This is a genomic window from Wocania arenilitoris, assembly GCF_021728535.1.
Lineage (GTDB): Bacteria > Bacteroidota > Bacteroidia > Flavobacteriales > Flavobacteriaceae > Wocania_A > Wocania_A arenilitoris.
Map to the genome: position 1 here is coordinate 137,237 of NZ_JAKKDU010000001.1, position 14,582 is coordinate 151,818.

A 14,582-nucleotide genomic window follows, 5' to 3' on the forward strand; every position below is an offset into this window, starting at 1 on the left:
TTTTATATGAATGATAGATAATTATACTATACTAGCCACTTTTCCATACTCGACTGAGGCTCAAGTTACAAAAGCTAAGCTAGAGGCAGAAAATATTCGCGTAATGCTATTGGATGAAAAAACCGTTGACTCTGATCCTTTAATTAGTCAAGCTATTGGTGGCGTTAAGTTATTAGTTCATAATGATAATGTGAAGGAAGCCATAAAAATTTATCACCAAATAAGAGCTTATGAAAAGGATAAAAATGGTAATGATATCGTTTGTGTGAATTGCGAGTCGACAAAAATTTTAATTGCAGAACCATCTAGAAAAAACATATTTTATATGCTCTTTCCTTTTTTTGAAAAACCAAAATACCGCTGTAACGTTTGTAATACCATTTTTTAATGAGTACTTATTTTATAACAGGCATTTCAACCGATGTTGGTAAAACCATAGCATCAGCAATAATTACTGAAGCTTTGCAAGCCGATTACTGGAAACCCGTGCAAGCAGGCGAATTGGATAATTGCGATACTAAAAAAGTTGAGAAATTAATTTCTAATTCGAAATCGAAATTTTATCCAAACAGTTATGCATTACAAACACCTATGAGTCCACATGCAGCAGCTGAGATTGATACTATTTCTATTGATACTAAAAAAATTAAAACTCCTAAAACAAATAATCACTTAGTTATTGAAGGTGCTGGTGGGTTGCTTGTGCCTATAAATAATACGCACACCGTTTTAGATTTAATCAAACCAAATTATAAAGTCATTGTCGTTTCAAGGCATTATTTAGGTAGCATTAATCACACACTTTTAACTATAAACACTTTAAAAGAAAAAGAGTTTGAGGTTTCTATTATTTTTAGCGGAAAAGAACACAAAACAACCGAAAGTATTATTAAAAAAATGACAAATATTCCTGTGATTGGTAGAATTGATGAAGAGCCCTATTTTGATAAAAATGTTATTAAAGAGTATGCTAAATTGTTTAAAGACAGATTAAAATGAAATCATTAAAGTTGCACACACTAAAAATATCTAATGACAATACATTATTAGATAAACAAAATCAACTAACACCTTATATATCACGCTTATTAGAAAAACTATATCATGATATACCTAAAGGAAAAGAAAGCACATTAAAAAAACTATTAAAATACACCACTCAGTTTCCAAAAGTACCAATTTTCAAAAACTATTTAATGGTTTTTTACGCTCAAAAAGGAAATGTGCAAAAAGCAAATGAAGTTAACAAATGGATTATAAAAGAACATCCAGAATATTTGTTTGCCAAAATAAACTATGCTAACAGCTTACTTAGTGAAGAAAAATATGAAGACATATTAAACCTTTTGGGAACAAACTTATTACTGCATGAACTATACCCCAAAAGAGATGAGTTTCTTTTAGATGAAATAATATCTTATTACGCCTTTACTATTCGTTATTTGTATCATATAGACAATGAAGATGAAGCTAATACAAGATTACAAATATTAGAAGATTTGGATGAAGATCATCATAAAGTAATCCAAGCACAATCATTCAAACAAGAATATATATTAAAAAAATTTTCACTTAGATATGCAGAAGAAGAAAAGAATAAAATAATTGTAAAACCAAAAGACAGGAAAAGTCATTTGCAAACAACTAGCCCTCCCAAATTCCACTACCCAGAACAAATGGGTTATTTATACAAAAATACATTAGATAGTATTTCTGAAAATCAACTAAACGAATTAATAAATCTAGACCATAAAAAATTAGTAGAAGATTTAATAAAAGTACTATATGATTCAATCTACCGATACGATTACTTTTTTGATAAAATAGAAGAAGAAAGTCAAGCATGTTTTCCAATCCATGCCATTTGTATATTATTATTTTTAAAAGACAATAATAGCTTAAATGTAGTATTAGAAATACTAAAACAAGATGACGATTATATTGAGTTTTGGTTTGGTTATTCTCTTTCAGAATATGTTGTTCCATTATTATATCACATTGGAAAAAATCAGAAAGAAAAATTAATTGCTTTCATTAAAGAAGAATATATTTTTTGCTACAATAAAAGCATATTAACAGAATCTTTTATAAAAATATGTGCTTTTGATAAAACATTAGAAAATTTAGAAGATATTTTAGATTTTTTAATTTCGAATAAAAACAATCCAGGAATTCTAGACACAGAATTTAATGGGTTATTTATTGCTGATTTAATGGACTATGGTGCGATAGATCTTTTACCTAAAATAAAAGAAATGTACGCATTAAAAATTGTAGGAGAAGGTGTTTGCGGCACATATGATGATGTTAAAAAAGGCATGTATGATGAATTTGGGGTAAATCCAGTAGAAGATTTTAATACCCTAAAACAAATCTATAACACATTTACATATAAAGAAGAATTTGAAAACAACTTACCAGAAGAGTATTACAGATATTCAGAGCCTATTATTTCTGCAAAAAAAATAGGCAGAAACGATCCATGCTCTTGTGGTAGCGGTAAAAAACACAAAAAATGTTGCCTTAATAACTAAACCCTCTATAGATTGAAAGTCCATAGGTTTATTTCGCAGACAAAAAGTCTGCTAAGTTAAATGCAGAATAGAATATGTGTAAATTCGTGTCGAAAGTTTTACAAACTAAAAATCTTGTACTAAATATATATTTTAACTAACAAATTAAAAAGATTTCTGCCTTCTTTTTGGCTTTTGCTCAATGATTATTGCAGGATGATAAAATTATGAATCTAAAACAACGCGATAAAAAACACCTATGGCATCCTTTAACGCAGCACAAATTACACCCAGAAACTATTGCCATAATCAAAGCTAATGAATGTGTTTTAACCGATGAAGATGGCAACGAATACATTGATGCTATTGCTTCATGGTACACTTGTATGTATGGACACTGTAACGATTATATAACAAGTCGTGTTTCTACCCAAATGCAACAGCTAGACCAAGTGGTGTTTAGCGGTTTTACTCATGAGCCTGCTATTAAATTATCTGAAGCCTTAATGGAAATTCTTCCAGAAAACCAGAATAAAATATTTTTTAGTGACAATGGTTCAACAGCAGTTGAAATCGGGATTAAAATGGCATTACAATATCATTTTAATAATGAGCAAAAACGAAATACTTTAATTGCATTTGAGGACGGATTTCATGGTGATACCTTTGGCGCCATGAGTGTTTCTGGATTATCAGTTTATAACGGTCCTTTTAAAGATTTCTTTTTAAATGTAAAACGTATTCCTGTTCCAAACGGGGAAAACAATGATACTATTTTAAACACATTACAACATATAGTTTCAAATAATAAAGTTGCAGGCTTTGTTTACGAACCCTTGGTGCAAGGTGCTACAGCAATGAAAATGCATGATATTAAAGGTTTAAACGAAATTTTAAAGTTCTGTAAAAAGCATAATATCATCACTGTTGCCGATGAAGTTATGACTGGTTTTGGAAAAACAGGAAAACATTTTGCTTCACTTTATGTTGAAACGAAGCCAGACATCATCTGTTTAAGTAAAGCATTAACAGGAGGTTTGTTGCCTATGGCACTTACTACCTGTTCGCAAAAAATATACGATGCTTTTTATAGTGATGATATGAGTAAAGGTTTGTTTCATGGGCATACCTATTCAGCAAACCCGTTAGCTTGTACAGCAGCTTTGGCAAGTATTGAGTTATTACAATCGGATGATATTCAAAATAACATTCAAACTATTATCGCTTCTCACCAAACATTTGGTAACAGCATAAAAACACATCATAAAGTAAAATCGATACGACAATTGGGTGTGATTTTTGCTCTAGATTTAAACATTGAAATGGAACGCTATGGCAATTTACGCGATAAATTATTTAAGTTTTTTATGGATAATGGCGTTTTTCTTCGTCCGTTAGGTAATACCATTTACATTCAAGCGCCTTATGTAATTACAAAAAACCAACTAGAAAAAGTTTATCAAGTTATAAAAGATGCATTAGAAATCATTTAGAAAAAGTTAAATCCCTTCTAAATCTTTATCCAATAAATTAATTTTTTCTTTAGTTTCTTTAATTAAAACAAATAGCTTTTCATATTCCCATTCACCATCTATTTTTTCACCAATTACGACAATAGAAGCTTTTCCATTAGATCCTTTTATTGGAATGCTAAAATCAGCTTCACCACTATTATTCTTTAATGAAATATTACCACTAATTATACCATTAGTTTCAATAGGTTCCCCTAAAACCGCAATAATCTCTGGGTTTTGTTTAGCCAATTCAACAGCGTATTCATAAGGTGCTGATGATTTAAACATTTTTGTTACTCCAAAAAATAAAGCTCCAACCCCACAAACAAATAATATAATAATCGTTAGGCATCCACCAACTGGCAAAACCCAGAGCCAATTTCTACCAAACCAACTTTTTTGTTTTATTTCTTCCATAAAATAAACTTTGCTTTAAAGATAAGTATACATATTATATTTTTTGTTACTTAACTTATAGTATTACTTTTGCTGAAAGCTAAAAAATATTGCAAAAAACAATTTCGATAACCAGTATTGCATCCATTTCTCCATTGGGAAAATCGTTAGATGAAGTTTGGAAAAACTATCAAAGCAATCAGCATTGTATCACAGAAAAAAAGGTGGGGAATCAATCGGTTTTAGTTGCCGAAATTCCTGTTGATGCGAAACAAAATATTGAAGCTTTAAGATTATCTGATAATAAATATAAATTTTTAGACGACTCTGTTTTATATGCCATATATGCGTCACGACAAGCCATGAAAAGTGCCAGTTGGAAAGCTTCAGATAACTTTGGCATTAACATAGGCTCCTCTCGCGGAGCAACACAACTTTTCGAAAAATATTATAAAGATTTTCTTAAAAACAACAAAGCAAAAACCTTAAGCTCACCAACTACAACTTTAGGTAATATTTCGTCTTGGGTAGCTCACGATTTACAAACTAATGGCCCAGAAATAAGCCATTCTATAACTTGCTCGACAGCATTACACGCCATGTTAAACGGTATTGCTTGGATAAACGCTGGCATGTGCAGTAAATTTTTGGTTGGAGGAAGCGAAGCGCCTTTAACAGCTTTTACTATTGCCCAAATGCGAGCCCTAAAAATTTATACAAAAGCCAAATTAAAAAACGATTGTCATTCTGGGCTTATCGAAGAATCCTTTCCATGTCGCGCATTAGACCTCAATAAAAAACAAAACACTATGGTTTTAGGCGAAGGGGCATCAGTAGCCTGTTTAGAATCTGGCACAAAAGAAAACGCACTAGCGACCATTACAGGCATTGGTTATGCTACTGAAATTTTAGAGCATAACACCTCGATTTCTACTGATGCTAAATGCTTTCAAAAAGCGATGCGAATGGCGCTAGGAAATTTAAGCGGGAAGGACATTGATGTTGTTGTTATGCATGCTCCAGGAACTGTAAAAGGCGATCTTTCAGAATACAAAGCTATTCAATCTGTTTTTAATGAAAATATTCCTGCCTTAACAAGTAACAAATGGAAAATAGGACACACTTTTGGAGCTTCTGGGTCTTTAAATATTGAGCTAGCTGTTTTAATGTTACAGCATCAAAAATTTATTGGTATTCCATACACAGAAAATCAAAACACACCAAAAAAGATTAAACACATTATGGTAAATGCTGTTGGTTTTGGAGGAAATGCTGTAAGTATTCTAGTTTCTAAATAAGAAGTTATTTTTTATCAATTTCACTTAAAATTCTTTCACATAGGCGATGTGTTTCTCTAATATCTTCAATCCTACTAGCGTTAAACACTTCTTCATTTAAAGCTTTTAGCCAATTTTCAATCAAACCTACAAAACCTCTCTTGTACAAAGTACTATCCCAATTATCAAATCCTATTGATTATGATATGCTATTTTTGTAATGAATTCCAGAAACCAATTCTTCAATTTGCCATTTGTTATTTTTAGAATAGAATTCAACGCGCTCTTCTGTAATACCACTAATTCGGTTCATAGAACCAATCAATAATGTTCCGTTTTGTTACCATTGTATCTGAATACTTTCTAAAGAGTCATTATTTTTTTTTGAAAATACTTAAAGATTTTCAATAAATCCCTCACCTAAAAAACGAAGGCTATCAACTACATGAATAAAGTCATCAAAAATAAATACACGTGGTTTATCTGGTAAGTTAACTCTATTTTTTTGCCAAGAAATTTGAATTGGTTCTTCTTCATTTTTTAAAGATGAAATTAACGGTGCAAATCTTCTATTAAACCCTAAATGCAGCAATACTTTATTTTCCGTTGCTGTAGTTAACAATAATTCTGTTTCTCTTAGTATGTATAGCAAAGTGGTTTATCAACAAATACTGGAATACCAGCACTCAAAAATTTTGAAACCAATTGAAAATGACTTTCTGTTGTGGTGTGTATCATAACTGCATCAGGTTTATTTTCAATCAACTTATCTCTATCTAAATAAGCTTCATCAATTCTATATTGCGTTTTTAATTTGTTTAAAACATCCTTATTTCTTGTACAAAGAACTGGTATTATTTTCGGGTGATTGGCAACAATAGGTAAATATGTTTTCCTAGCAATATCACCTAAACCAATTAGTGCTATTCTCTTTTTTTGTGAATTATTCATCGGTCTAATTTAAGGTTTTTAACTCAAATTAAGCCGTTTAAAAAAAGCGTCCTTATAATTATTACTGATGGGAATTTTATATGAATTAATACATACCTGATTATTCTCAATTTTATCAATATTTGAAACATTTATCAAATAAGACTGGTGTACTCTCATAAACGCTGAGGCAGGCAGTTTTTCAATTATTTCTTTAAAAGTCATTCTTGGTGAATACACTTTTTCTTTTGTAGTAATATCTAAATAATTACCAGATCCTTTTATAAACAAAATACTGCGATATTCTAGTTTTATGTTTTTAAATCCATCTTTGATAAAAAAGAATGTATCTAATTTTTTTTGAGAAGCAATACGTTGTGCAGCTTTGTTAATAGCTACATGAAATCTATCAAATTCAAAGGGCTTCAATAGATAATCAATGGCATTGTAGTCGTAGCTTTCAATTGCAAATTCTGTGTAAGCGGTAGTGAAAATAACGTTTGGTTTTAAATTAAGGTTCTCTAATAATTCTAAACCAGACATGTGCGGTATATTAATATCAAGAAAAATTAAATCGACAGGATTTTGTTTTAAAAAAGCAAGTGCGTCCTTTGAATTATAAAAAACCGAAACCAATTCTAAGTTATCAATTTTTGATGTATGATGCTGAATGACTTGTATCGCTTTTGGTTCATCATCTATAGCTATGGCTCTAATCATCGTTACTTAATCGTAATATTTATTTTTACTGAAAAGATATTGTTTTCTTTTTTAACTTCAAACGTATGTTTTTTAGGATATACTAATCCCAATCGTTCTTTAGCGTTTTTTATCCCAATTCCGAAACCTTGTTCTTTATAATAGGTTTTAAAATTTTCATCATAACTATTCATACATTTAAAATCAATAGTGTTTTCATCGCAAATCACAGATACAAATAGTTTAGATTTTTTTGAAGAATCTATCCCGTATTTAAAAGCATTTTCTACAAACGGGATTAACAAACCAGGGCTTATTTTATGGCTCTCAATAACATTAAATTTGGTTTCAATTTCTGGCTCTACAGCACATCGTAATTTTTGAATAGTAATGTAATCTTGCAAGTATTTAATTTCGTTTTCCAACGGAATAAAATCTTTATTAATATCCTCTTGCATATACCTAATTAAACTTGCTAATTTTGCAGTGCTTTCTGCTGTTTTAGGTGCGTTTTCTTCTAAAGCTGTGCTATATAATGTGTTAAGCGTATTGAATAAAAAATGTGGATTGACTTGCGATTTTAGGAGTTTTAATTCTGAGTCTTTAGCTCCTATTTGCAGATTTTTTTCTTTAATTTTTAATCTTAAATAACCATAAATAAAAGAAACTATATAGAGTAAAAAATATATTGGAATCAACCTAAAAAATAACGGGTAAATCCGAGAAAGAAGATTATAATTATAAATAAAATCCAACAACACAATAGCTAGTGCATTTACTATAACAAAAGACAAAAAAGAAAGAAAGGAATATTTTAAAAGACTCTTTTTCTTTAATAAAAGTGGTGTTAAATAAAAAGTGTTTAAGTAAAAGAATACTATATATACAGATATAAATGCAATTACTCCTATTTCTATTTTGCGAGGCATAATTAATGCATAAAAATAAATTAAAGCAATAACGGTGCTATTGAAAATCAAATCAAAACGCTTAACTGCAAACACTCTTTTTAAAATCTTAATATCAATAACCAAAAGCGCATATATTAAGCCCATAACTCCCATAGGGATTAATGTCAATGATGAATTAAGTACATATTCAAGTGTAAAATATTCTAACGGTTCAGTAGAAATTCCTTTATTAATCATCATTGAACTACTTCTTCGTATAACTCGTATCCATCCTAAAAAAATAGAATAAAAAATTATGAACATAATGGCTATGTATAAATACTTTTTCCAATTATTAAATAATAAAGGAATAATTATTAGTGCCAGAATGTAAATTGTTAAAACAAAAAACAAGGTGTCATAAAAACCTCCTTGAAATAAAGTTCGACCAGATTTTTGTATGCCAACTAATGTTATTACAATGCTAAAAACACAAAGAGCAAATACTATAGAGTGTATCATGATTTTGTATTTCTGTGTAAAAAAGGTTTTAAACTTCATATTTTAATATTTTCAAGTAAAACTAAATCCACATAAAAACTTTATAAAAAGAATGTTACGTATTCCATAATTCATGTTATAAAAGTAGGTTTTAATGTGAAATTAATATTCCTTTTTTTAACTATCTTAGGCATTATAATTACTTTTGTAAAAACTTCATCAATATAATGAGCCAAACAAGACACAACTGGACTAAACAAGAAATTCTAGATATATACAACAAACCTTTAATGGAGTTGCTTTATGAAGCCGCTACAATTCATAGAAAAAACCATGACCCAAATGTGGTGCAGGTTTCTACATTGTTATCTATTAAAACTGGTGGTTGTTCTGAAGATTGCGGGTATTGCCCTCAAGCAGCACGTTACCACACCAATATAGAAGGCAACGATTTAATGACTGTACAACAAGTAAAGGCTCAAGCTTTACGTGCAAAATCTACGGGAAGTTCACGCGTTTGTATGGGTGCTGCATGGCGTAATGTAAAAGACGGCGAAGAATTTGACCAAGTTTTAGAAATGGTACGTACCATAAACAAATTAGACATGGAAGTTTGTTGTACTTTGGGTATGATTACCGAAAACCAAGCACAACGTCTTGCAGAAGCTGGTTTATATGCTTACAATCATAATTTAGATTCTTCAGAAGAATATTATAAAGAAGTGATATCTACGCGTGGTTATCAAGACCGATTAGATACTATTGATAATGTGCGTAAAACCAATGTAACCGTTTGTAGCGGTGGTATTATTGGGATGGGCGAAAACGTTGAAGACAGAGCTGGTATGTTGGTAGCATTATCAACCTTAAATCCGCAACCAGAATCGACACCTATTAATGCTTTAGTTGCTGTTGAAGGCACGCCATTGGAAGATCAAAAACCGGTTTCTATTTGGGAAATGATTAGAATGGTAGCTACTACGCGTATTGTAATGCCAGAAACGCAAGTGCGTTTAAGTGCTGGACGAACACAAATGACTCGCGAAGGACAAGCTATGTGCTTTTTTGCTGGTGCAAATTCTATTTTTGCTGGCGATAAACTTTTAACAACACCAAACCCTGATGTAAATGAGGATATGGAAATGTTTAAAATGCTAGGTTTAAATCCGCAAAAGCCATTTACTAAAAAGGTACAGCCACAAACGGTTGAAGCTGCCGAATCTCAGTTTGAAGCTTTAGGCGAAAAACCTAAATGGACAAGACCTGAACATACTATTGAGCGCAACGAAGCTGCAAAAACTAAGGCTAAATTGGTTAAAAATTAACCAAAACTTGAGAGAAACGACCTTAGGGAACGCTCAAAACACTATTTTAATTTTAACAACGTTTTTTTAACTTTGATTTAATAAAAAGTTAAGCATTGGAACTAAATTTACAAGATATTCCGCGTGTAAAAACGATTACTAAACAAGATTTTTTAAAACACTATTTTAAACCACAAAAACCTGTGGTTATTGAGCGTTTTATTGATGATTGGCCGGCTTATACTAAATGGAATTTAGATTATATGAAAACCGTTGCTGGCAATATAACAGTGCCGTTATACGATGATAGACCAGTAGATTATAAAGATGGTTTTAATGAGCCACATGCCAAAATGAAAATGAGTGAGTATGTAGATTTATTAAAACGCGAACCCACAAAATTTAGAATTTTTTTGTGGAATATTTTAAAAGAAGTACCCAAATTACAAAAGGATTTTAGTTACCCAGATTTTGGATTACGACTTATGAAAGGTTTACCTATGCTGTTTTTTGGTGGAAGAGATTCGTATACTTTTATGCATTACGATATTGATTTGGCAAATATTTTTCATTTTCATTTTGAGGGTAAAAAACAATGCATTTTGTTTGACCAAAAACAGAATAAGTACCTATATAAAATACCCCATTCTTTAATTACTCGAGAGGATATAGATTTTTCGAATCCAGATTTAAAAAAATGGCCTGCTTTAAAAAATGCAAAAGGATGGGTTTGCGAACTCAACCATGGTGAGATTCTTTATATGCCAGAAGGCTACTGGCATTATATGCATTATATAACCCCTGGGTTTTCTATGAGTTTACGAGGTATTGCTAGAAACCCTAAAAATTTAAGTAAAGCCATTTACAACGTTTTTATTATGCGAAGTTTAGATAACATTATGCGCCGTATTAAAGGACAAAAATGGATTGATTGGAAAAATGAACAAGCGATAATTAGAACTAAAAAAGCTTCTTAATTTTTTATTGTTATAGTTGTTAAACTTGTAATATATTTGCGCCTTAATTTTAAAACTCAAAACTCAAATCTATGAAAAAATTAATTTTTGTTTTTAGTATATTAAGTGTTTCGCTTGTCAATGCACAGGCATACATTGGTAAAAATGACAATAAATTTCAAGTTGGTGCTAATTTACAAAACAATGGTACAGGGCTTAACGTAAGTTACGATTATGGTGTTGGAGAAAATATTTCGTTTGGTTTTTCATCAACTTATTTATTAGGTGTTGAAGACCTTATCAATGTTGATTTTGGAGATCGTTTTGATATTAGAGCTCGTTTTAATGCCAACCTTGGTAATGTTATAAATATTGATGAAAATTTTGATGTTTACCCTGGATTAAGTTTTGGACTTAGAAACTTTGGAGGCCACATAGGTATGCGATACTTTTTCTCTGATGGCTTTGGTATTTATACAGAATTTAATACGCCTTTGGCAAAATATAAAACAGGCGTTTTAACACCTGCTGAAAAATTACACAATCAGTTTACTGTAAACTTAGGTGCATCGTTTAATTTATAGGCTTTTGGTTAAATAAAACACCATTAACTTTTTAAAGTTAATGGTGTTTTATTTTATTAATTCGTTTGCTTTTTCGTACACCAAATGCGATTCCCAACCTCTATAAAGTAGATAATCGATTAATTTCTTTCTTTTTTTATATACGTTAGTTTCTTTAATGGAATTAGCTTTTTTTTCGGCTAAATTATTGAAAACTTCGATGTAATCCGTGCTTTCTATTTCTGCAAGTGCCTGATTTATATTAACTTTGCCTATATCTTTTTTATTTAATTCATAAATTAATCGATTACGTCCCCAACGCTTAATTTTAAACTTACCGTTTACAAATGTTTTGGCAAAACGTTCTTCGTTAAGAAAGTTATGTTTTAACAAATGTACTATTATTAAATCAATAGCTTCAGGTATCATATGCATACCTTCTAGCTTTTTTCTTACTTCTTGATGGCAACGTTCTTGATACGCGCAATAATGCTCCAATTTTTTGGTAGCTTCTTCTAGCGTGTATGTTTTTTTGGAATACATGTTTCAAAAATAACAATTGAAAAATAATAAAAACCAAATCTTTAGATATTAAAATTTAACAGCTATGAAAAAAATTACTTTACTTATATTACTGTCTCTGACTTTTAATTTTGGAGTTGGGCAAACAGCCTTGTCTGAAGGTGAAATAGCAATAACTGGTGTAAATGCAGATAACCCTGACCAATTTTCATTTGTTTTATTAACTGATATTTCAAATACAACTCAAATAAATTTTACAGATTTTGGTTGGATTTCTACAGGCGGTTTTTATACAGTTGTTAATGAAGGAATTGTAAGTTGGACAGCGAATAGTAACTTGCCCTGTGGTACAGAAATTGTTATAGAAAATATTGGGTCAGGTAATTTCTCTGCTACATCTGGCACAGCATTACTAACCGATGCTGGGTTTAATTTATCTGGAACGGGAGATCAGTTATTGGCTTATCAAGGTAATTTAACTTCACCCACATTCATTTCAGCAGTACATTTTGGAAACTCTGTTGGGTGGACTGATGCTACTAATACCAATACAAGTGCTGTACCCTCTGGGCTAACCGATGGTACAAATGCTGTTTATATAGGCAACATTGATAATGGTATATATGATTGCTCTGCTACTTCAAATCAAACATTAATTTTAGTTGGATTAAATGACAATACTAACTGGTCTGGATCTAATACAATAAGACAAACTTTAGCCAGTTGCGCTTATGCTTGTGTTGCAATAGGCTCATGTGCATCAACCGTAACATGGAATGGTACAACATGGGTTGGAGGAACACCAGATTTAACTACTGAGGTTAACATTGATGCTAATTATGATACTGGTAATGGTGGAAGCGAAGTAAGCTTTAAAGCCTGTAGTTTAACCATTAATAACGGAGCAATTTTAACAGTTGATAACGGAACTTATATTGAGGTTGAAAATGATGTTCTTGTTAATGATGGTCAATTAAGAGTTAATACTCAAGCTAATTTTGTCCAAAATGATAATAATGGAACTTTTACCCTTGGATCTTCTGGAACGGCTTCTGTAAATAAAGTTACAGCTATTAAACAGAACTGGTTTTACTACACCTATTGGAGTTCTCCTGTAGTTGGCGAAACTATAGCTGATGCTTTTCCAGATACAGATAATGACAGACGCTTTTGGTTTAATGCTGCAAATTATATAGATGAGCACACCGTTGGTACAACAAATGGCATTCCAGATGATATTGATGACAATAATGATGATTGGAGCTACGCATTAGGAACAGATGTAATGAATCCAGGAGTTGGTTATGCCACTACATCTGGAAGACTTGGGTTTTTTCCTAGACTTGATACTGCTGATTTTATTGGCTCTTTTAATACTGGAAATATTAATACGCCTGTTGTTAACAACCCATTGAATGTTCTTCCTGCGTATAGTTGGAATTTTATTGGCAATCCATATCCTTCGGCTATTGATTTTATAGCTTTTCAACAAGCTAATTCAAGTATAGTGGATGGCACTGCGTATTTTTGGTCTCAGTCACTTCCTCTACATGGTTCTAACCCAGGGAATCAAGTTGCCAATTTTAACCAAAATGATTATGCAACATTTACGGTAGGAACAGGTGGTGCAGCTGGAGCAAATGGTATAATTCCAACACAATATATTCCTTCTGCTCAAGGCTTTTTTATAGCTGGATTATCTAATGGGAATGCTACTTTTACTAATGCCATGCGTATGGCAGATGAAACAAGCAATAGTCAGTTTTTTAAAGGGTCAAATTCAAAAAAGAATACTACTACTGTTGCTAATAAATTATGGATTGATTTAGCTTCTAACAATGGTGTTTTTAATCAAGTATTAGTAGGTTATGTAGAAGGTGCAACCAAAGGAAACGATGGCATGTCTTATGATGCGCCTAAACTTTTATCAAATGTGTTTGCTGCGCTTTATACATCTATGGAAAATTCAGATAAAAAATTCGCCATCCAAGGAAAAGCTCCAAGCGATTTAAATGAAAATGAAATTATCGATTTAGGGTTTATAACATCTATTGATGTGGAAACTTTATACACTTTATCAATTGCACAATTAGAAGGGGATTACTTAAATAATAATACTATTTATTTAAAAGATAACTTGCTTGATAAACTGCATGATTTATCTGATTCAGATTATACGTTTACTTCCGAAATTGGCGAATTCAATACCCGTTTTCAAATAGTATTTACCAATAAAGCATTATCTACTAATGATAGTAATTTAAATAATAATAGGCTTACCATAATTGAATTAGATGACAATCATGTAAATTTTAAAATGTCAAATAGTTTAACTATTAAAAAAGTAACTATCTATGATCTTTTAGGAAGAGAGCTTTATAATTTAAAAGGCGAAAACAGTTCTGAAACTTATGAGCTTTCAAAGCTAAAAAGCACTATTTACATAGCCAAAGTTGAGCTATCAAACGGAGAAATTATTACTAAAAAAACTATTAAGAGGTAATGTTAGTATTTATT

General features: G+C 31.0%; 15 protein-coding genes. 9 read left to right on the forward strand and 6 right to left on the reverse strand.

The window, feature by feature from the left end; all coding sequences use genetic code 11:
* The first annotated feature begins 10 nt into the window (after nt 1-10).
* The 4 genes from L3X37_RS00695 (at nt 11) to bioA (ending at nt 4,006) form a co-directional block, all read left to right on the forward strand.
* The gene (locus tag L3X37_RS00695) at nt 11-388 is read left to right on the forward strand and encodes a DUF2007 domain-containing protein (protein ID WP_237238242.1); all 378 of its coding nucleotides are present in this window, start codon (nt 11-13) and stop codon (nt 386-388) included.
* The gene (gene bioD / locus L3X37_RS00700; RefSeq protein WP_237238243.1) at nt 388-999 is read left to right on the forward strand and encodes a dethiobiotin synthase; all 612 of its coding nucleotides are present in this window, start codon (nt 388-390) and stop codon (nt 997-999) included. The genes L3X37_RS00695 and bioD overlap by 1 nt, the downstream gene beginning before the upstream one ends.
* Nucleotides 996-2,534 carry a YecA family protein gene (locus L3X37_RS00705; protein WP_237238244.1) on the forward strand — a complete coding sequence of 513 codons (1,539 nt, stop codon included), beginning with the start codon at nt 996-998 and terminating at the stop codon, nt 2,532-2,534. The genes bioD and L3X37_RS00705 overlap by 4 nt, the downstream gene beginning before the upstream one ends.
* Nucleotides 2,535-2,740: 206 nt before the next feature.
* Nucleotides 2,741-4,006, forward strand: a complete 1,266-nt coding sequence (bioA, locus tag L3X37_RS00710) for an adenosylmethionine--8-amino-7-oxononanoate transaminase (RefSeq protein ID WP_237238245.1) — start codon at nt 2,741-2,743, stop codon at nt 4,004-4,006.
* Between the two features lie 6 nt (nt 4,007-4,012).
* On the opposite strand, the gene L3X37_RS00715 is transcribed toward bioA, so the two are convergent.
* Entirely contained in the window at nt 4,013-4,444 is a 432-nt protein-coding gene (locus tag L3X37_RS00715) for a cytochrome c oxidase assembly factor Coa1 family protein (protein ID WP_237238246.1), read from the reverse strand.
* An 89-nt stretch (nt 4,445-4,533) separates the two neighbouring features.
* Here L3X37_RS00715 and L3X37_RS00720 point away from each other — a divergent pair, with 89 nt between their 5' ends.
* Complete coding sequence (locus L3X37_RS00720) at nt 4,534-5,721, forward strand: beta-ketoacyl synthase N-terminal-like domain-containing protein (protein ID WP_237238247.1); 1,188 nt, start codon at nt 4,534-4,536, stop codon at nt 5,719-5,721.
* Between the two features lie 373 nt (nt 5,722-6,094).
* On the opposite strand, the gene L3X37_RS00725 is transcribed toward L3X37_RS00720, so the two are convergent.
* Genes L3X37_RS00725 through L3X37_RS00745 form a run of 4 tightly spaced genes read right to left on the reverse strand, consistent with a single transcriptional unit; the run spans nt 6,095 to nt 8,741 of the window.
* The gene (locus tag L3X37_RS00725) at nt 6,095-6,322 is read right to left on the reverse strand and encodes a Gfo/Idh/MocA family oxidoreductase (protein ID WP_237238248.1); all 228 of its coding nucleotides are present in this window, start codon (nt 6,320-6,322) and stop codon (nt 6,095-6,097) included.
* Nucleotides 6,323-6,336: 14 nt separating this feature from the next.
* The gene (locus L3X37_RS00730) at nt 6,337-6,651 is read right to left on the reverse strand and encodes a Gfo/Idh/MocA family protein (RefSeq protein ID WP_237238249.1); all 315 of its coding nucleotides are present in this window, start codon (nt 6,649-6,651) and stop codon (nt 6,337-6,339) included.
* A gap of 18 nt (nt 6,652-6,669) precedes the next feature.
* Nucleotides 6,670-7,350 (reverse strand): LytR/AlgR family response regulator transcription factor, encoded by a 681-nt coding sequence (locus L3X37_RS15335; RefSeq protein ID WP_304956505.1) that lies wholly within the window; start codon nt 7,348-7,350, stop codon nt 6,670-6,672.
* A 2-nt stretch (nt 7,351-7,352) separates the two neighbouring features.
* A complete protein-coding gene (locus tag L3X37_RS00745) occupies nt 7,353-8,741 on the reverse strand; it encodes a sensor histidine kinase (RefSeq protein WP_237238250.1) in 1,389 nt (462 codons plus the stop codon).
* Nucleotides 8,742-8,947: 206 nt separating this feature from the next.
* Here L3X37_RS00745 and bioB point away from each other — a divergent pair, with 206 nt between their 5' ends.
* From bioB to L3X37_RS00760, 3 genes are all read left to right on the forward strand, one after another.
* Nucleotides 8,948-10,045 (forward strand): biotin synthase BioB, encoded by a 1,098-nt coding sequence (gene bioB, locus L3X37_RS00750; RefSeq protein WP_237238251.1) that lies wholly within the window; start codon nt 8,948-8,950, stop codon nt 10,043-10,045.
* Between the two features lie 95 nt (nt 10,046-10,140).
* A complete protein-coding gene (locus L3X37_RS00755) occupies nt 10,141-11,001 on the forward strand; it encodes a cupin-like domain-containing protein (RefSeq protein WP_237238252.1) in 861 nt (286 codons plus the stop codon).
* A gap of 71 nt (nt 11,002-11,072) precedes the next feature.
* Nucleotides 11,073-11,564 carry a DUF6646 family protein gene (locus L3X37_RS00760; RefSeq protein ID WP_237238253.1) on the forward strand — a complete coding sequence of 164 codons (492 nt, stop codon included), beginning with the start codon at nt 11,073-11,075 and terminating at the stop codon, nt 11,562-11,564.
* 48 nt (nt 11,565-11,612) lie between these two features.
* On the opposite strand, the gene L3X37_RS00765 is transcribed toward L3X37_RS00760, so the two are convergent.
* Nucleotides 11,613-12,086: a regulatory protein RecX gene (locus tag L3X37_RS00765; RefSeq protein WP_237238254.1), complete on the reverse strand. Its 474-nt coding sequence runs from the start codon at nt 12,084-12,086 to the stop codon at nt 11,613-11,615.
* Between the two features lie 64 nt (nt 12,087-12,150).
* On the opposite strand from L3X37_RS00765, the gene L3X37_RS00770 reads away from it, so the two are divergent.
* Nucleotides 12,151-14,568, forward strand: a complete 2,418-nt coding sequence (locus tag L3X37_RS00770; RefSeq protein ID WP_237238255.1) for a RemA C-terminal-like gliding motility protein — start codon at nt 12,151-12,153, stop codon at nt 14,566-14,568.
* The last annotated feature ends 14 nt before the right edge of the window (nt 14,569-14,582 follow it).

Bases quoted from the DNA above. Each gene is read 5' to 3' on its own strand.
- L3X37_RS00695 (WP_237238242.1), top strand. From the start codon at position 11: ATGATAGATAATTATACTATACTAGCCACTTTTCCATACTCGACTGAG.
- bioD (WP_237238243.1), top strand. From the start codon at position 388: ATGAGTACTTATTTTATAACAGGCATTTCAACCGATGTTGGTAAAACC.
- L3X37_RS00705 (WP_237238244.1), top strand. From the start codon at position 996: ATGAAATCATTAAAGTTGCACACACTAAAAATATCTAATGACAATACA.
- bioA (WP_237238245.1), top strand. From the start codon at position 2,741: ATGAATCTAAAACAACGCGATAAAAAACACCTATGGCATCCTTTAACG.
- L3X37_RS00715 (WP_237238246.1), bottom strand. From the start codon at position 4,444: ATGGAAGAAATAAAACAAAAAAGTTGGTTTGGTAGAAATTGGCTCTGG.
- L3X37_RS00730 (WP_237238249.1), bottom strand. From the start codon at position 6,651: ATGAATAATTCACAAAAAAAGAGAATAGCACTAATTGGTTTAGGTGAT.
- L3X37_RS15335 (WP_304956505.1), bottom strand. From the start codon at position 7,350: ATGATTAGAGCCATAGCTATAGATGATGAACCAAAAGCGATACAAGTC.
- L3X37_RS00745 (WP_237238250.1), bottom strand. From the start codon at position 8,741: ATGATACACTCTATAGTATTTGCTCTTTGTGTTTTTAGCATTGTAATA.
- bioB (WP_237238251.1), top strand. From the start codon at position 8,948: ATGAGCCAAACAAGACACAACTGGACTAAACAAGAAATTCTAGATATA.
- L3X37_RS00760 (WP_237238253.1), top strand. From the start codon at position 11,073: ATGAAAAAATTAATTTTTGTTTTTAGTATATTAAGTGTTTCGCTTGTC.
- L3X37_RS00765 (WP_237238254.1), bottom strand. From the start codon at position 12,086: ATGTATTCCAAAAAAACATACACGCTAGAAGAAGCTACCAAAAAATTG.
- L3X37_RS00770 (WP_237238255.1), top strand. From the start codon at position 12,151: ATGAAAAAAATTACTTTACTTATATTACTGTCTCTGACTTTTAATTTT.